Consider the following 3,042-nt stretch of genomic DNA (forward strand, 5'->3'; position numbering starts at 1 on the left):
GGACGGCGACGGCGTAGCCGTCGGCCGCGAGCCGCCCGACGACGGCGCGGCCGATGCCGCCCGACCCGCCGGTGACGAGCGCGACGCGCGGGGTGTCGGTGCTGCTGGTCTCGGTACTGGTGCTCATGAGAGGCCTCCTCTTACCGCTACCGCGCGAACTTGAAGCCCCACGACCGGGACTTGGAATCGGGTGCAGATTCTCGATGGTCAGCCCGGGCGCTCCGTGCCCACGAGGTGAAACGAGCGCCGCATGACTCCGTTGGCCTAGCGCTTGCGCTCGGACAGTTCAAACATGTTTCCCCATGGGTCGCGGAAGAACGCGAGTCTGGCGCTGATGTCGTCCATGTCGAATGGAGGGTTGACGATCTCAACTCCGCGCCTGCGCAGTTCAGCGAGCGTTTCGTCGATATTGCCCACGGAGAGGCAGACGTGATTGAGACCGTTCATGGCAAGGCTGGCATCGACATCCAGGTAGAGCGGCTGGGCCGTGGCACCGTGGCACCGGGGCCGGCGAGGATCTCGATGTGGAAGTCGTTCTGGTTCGGTGGCATGACGTACGCCAGCGTGAGAGGTCCGTAGGGCCAGCTGTGCAGCACTCGCCAATCCATGGTGTCGACCCAGAACGAACGCGCCGCCTCGAAATCGGGGTAGCGGATTGCCACGTGGCGCCCGTGCGTGGAAGAGAAAGGGGAGTCGGTGACCTTGGCTGGGTTGGCGGGTAGCGGCATGACGCACTTCTTTCGTGAGGCATCCGCGAAGGACCGTGGATCCCTCCCTCAGTGTGGACCCGCGGACCGCGCAGCTCCACCGGGGCCGAACGTCTATGCCTGTCCTGAGTCACGTCCTGGCGAGGCCGGTCAGGAACGTGTCGACGACGATGTCGGCCGCCTGGGGCGGTGCCAGCTCGGGAAACTGATGGGCCGCGCTGGCCACTAGTTGGTCGAGGACTGCCCGCAACCATTCCAGGGGCACGTCCGGGCGAAGGAAATTTTCATCGACGGCACGTTGCAGGAATTCGTCCAGCCGTTCGCTCTGGCCCTGACGCCGTTGACTGGCGTCAGGGTCCTGCTGCATCAAGCGGGCTGTGTCGACCGGCCACTCTCGACTGACGGGAATGATGCCCTCCGCGTACCGGTGCAGTGCGACCGGCACCGGGGCCTCCGTCAGCCGCGCCTCGTCCAAGACCTGCTCGGTGGAGTCGAGTTTCGCCTGGAAAACAGCCGTGAGCAGGGCATCCCGGTTGACGAAGTGTCGATGGACCGTTGTGCGGTCCACCCCGGCCTCGTTAGCGATGGCTGCCACGGACGTGCTGGGGTCCTCGGCCAGCAGCCGGGCGCCCGTGCGTAGGACGGTCAACAGATTGCGTGCGGCATCGGCTCTCATGATCCCCGCAACCTAGCACTGTTGTGGTTTGTCCGTGATCCACCGCTAAGAAGTCTCGTGAACGATCCGAAATTCAACGTGAGTGTTGCGGTTGCTCGTGGTAATCGCTACGTTGGTGTCGAGCGTTTCGATCGAGGCGCATGTTCGAAAGGTCCTTACGAGGGGACAGGAGTGCGCCATGTCACGGACTTGGCTGATCACCGGTAGTTCCCAGGGTCTGGGCAGAGCGCTCGCGGTTGCGGTGCTGGCTGCGGGGGACCAGGTCATGGTGACCTCGCGTCGGCCTGAGGCGTTGGCCGATCTGAAGGCGGACCACCCGGAGCGGCTGGAGAGCGTGGCGCTGGACGTCACCTCGCCCGCCGAGGCCCGGAGCGTGGTCGCGGCGGCAGTCGAGCGCTTCGGTTCGCTCGACGTGGTCGTGAACAACGCGGGTTTCGCCACCAGCAACTCGCTGGAGGACTTCCCGGAAGACGAGTTCCGCACGCAGATCGAGACGAATCTGTATGGCGTCATCAACGTGACCCGGGCCGCTCTGCCCGTCCTGCGCGCCCGGCGTGCAGGGCATTTCATCCGGATCTCGTCCATCGGCGGCCGGGTGGGTGGCACTCCCGGACTTGGCGCTTACCAGACCGCGAAGTTCGGCGTCGAGGGTTTCTCCGTGGCCCTGGCGAACGAGGTGGCTCCGCTGGGCATCAAGGTGACCATCGTCGAACCGGGAGGCATTGGTACCGGCTGGGCTCAGGGAGCCGCGCTGGATGCCGGCCGCATCGGGAACGACTACGAGCAGACCGTCGGGCAGTGGCGGGCAACGTTCGCCGAGTATGCCGGCAACGAGCCGGGCGACCCGGACCGAATGGCGCGGGTCATCATCGACGTCGTGAGCTCGAACGAGCCGCCGCGGCGGCTGCTGCTCGGCAGCGACGCGCTGGGGCTCGCGCTCGAAGCGGGTGAGGTGCAGCTCGCGGAAGCCCGGCGGTGGGGAGAGGTCAGCCGTTCCACGGACCACCCCGACGCACCAGCGAATGCTGCGGTGCGACTCCTCGATAACTCGCGCAGAATCTGACCGTCTTCGGACACCAAACCTACGAAAGGTCTCAGTGACCATGAGCGAAAATATCACCAGGCAGGACGACCGCGTGGCTATCCGCGAACTCATCGATGCCTGGGCGCACCATGCCGATCGCCGGCTGCCGGACCGGCAGGCAGCGCTCTTCACGCCTGATGGCACCGTCACAGTCCACATGGATGGCCAGGTAGCCGGTGAACCGGCTCAGCGGCTCCAGGGGCGGGCCGAGCTGGCAGAGTCCTTCCGCGTACTCGACGCCTACGAGTCCACCACTCACCTGAACGGGCAGAGCGTTCTCACCTTCGACCCGGACGACCCGGACGCCGCGACCGGGGAGAGTTACTGCCTCGCCCACCACGTCTGGACCGAGGACGGTCAACGCACCTTGATGGTCATGGCAATCCGCTACCTCGACACCTTCATCCGCAGCGAGAGCGGCTGGCTCTTCGCGGACCGGCGTCTGGTCGTCGACTGGACCGACAAGCGAACCTCCGCCAACGTCTAGGGCGTGTTTTGGATTGTGGTTCTGACCTGCGGGTTCGGCATGATGCGGGGTCGTGAGCGGGGTCGTTGGTCGGCATGATCTGACGGAT

The 3,042-nt window shown here is 65.6% G+C and carries 3 protein-coding genes and 1 pseudogene; 2 read left to right on the forward strand and 2 right to left on the reverse strand.

Annotation, left to right across the window (positions count from 1 at the left end; genetic code table 11):
* Positions 1-264: 264 nt before the first annotated feature.
* Together ACIPN7_RS29800 and ACIPN7_RS29805 are read right to left on the reverse strand one after the other, a co-directional pair.
* Positions 265-728: pseudogene (locus tag ACIPN7_RS29800) on the reverse strand (VOC family protein).
* A 109-nt stretch (positions 729-837) separates the two neighbouring features.
* A complete protein-coding gene (locus ACIPN7_RS29805; protein ID WP_400550846.1) occupies positions 838-1,383 on the reverse strand; it encodes a TetR/AcrR family transcriptional regulator in 546 nt (181 codons plus the stop codon).
* A gap of 178 nt (positions 1,384-1,561) precedes the next feature.
* Here ACIPN7_RS29805 and ACIPN7_RS29810 point away from each other — a divergent pair, with 178 nt between their 5' ends.
* Both ACIPN7_RS29810 and ACIPN7_RS29815 read left to right on the forward strand, forming a co-directional pair.
* The gene (locus tag ACIPN7_RS29810) at positions 1,562-2,446 is read left to right on the forward strand and encodes an SDR family NAD(P)-dependent oxidoreductase (RefSeq protein WP_400550848.1); all 885 of its coding nucleotides are present in this window, start codon (positions 1,562-1,564) and stop codon (positions 2,444-2,446) included.
* 40 nt (positions 2,447-2,486) lie between these two features.
* Positions 2,487-2,954 carry a nuclear transport factor 2 family protein gene (locus ACIPN7_RS29815; protein WP_400550850.1) on the forward strand — a complete coding sequence of 156 codons (468 nt, stop codon included), beginning with the start codon at positions 2,487-2,489 and terminating at the stop codon, positions 2,952-2,954.
* Positions 2,955-3,042 lie beyond the last annotated feature (88 nt).

This window comes from Promicromonospora sp. NPDC090134, from assembly GCF_044746965.1.
In the GTDB taxonomy this organism is placed as follows: Bacteria; Actinomycetota; Actinomycetes; order Actinomycetales; family Cellulomonadaceae; genus Promicromonospora.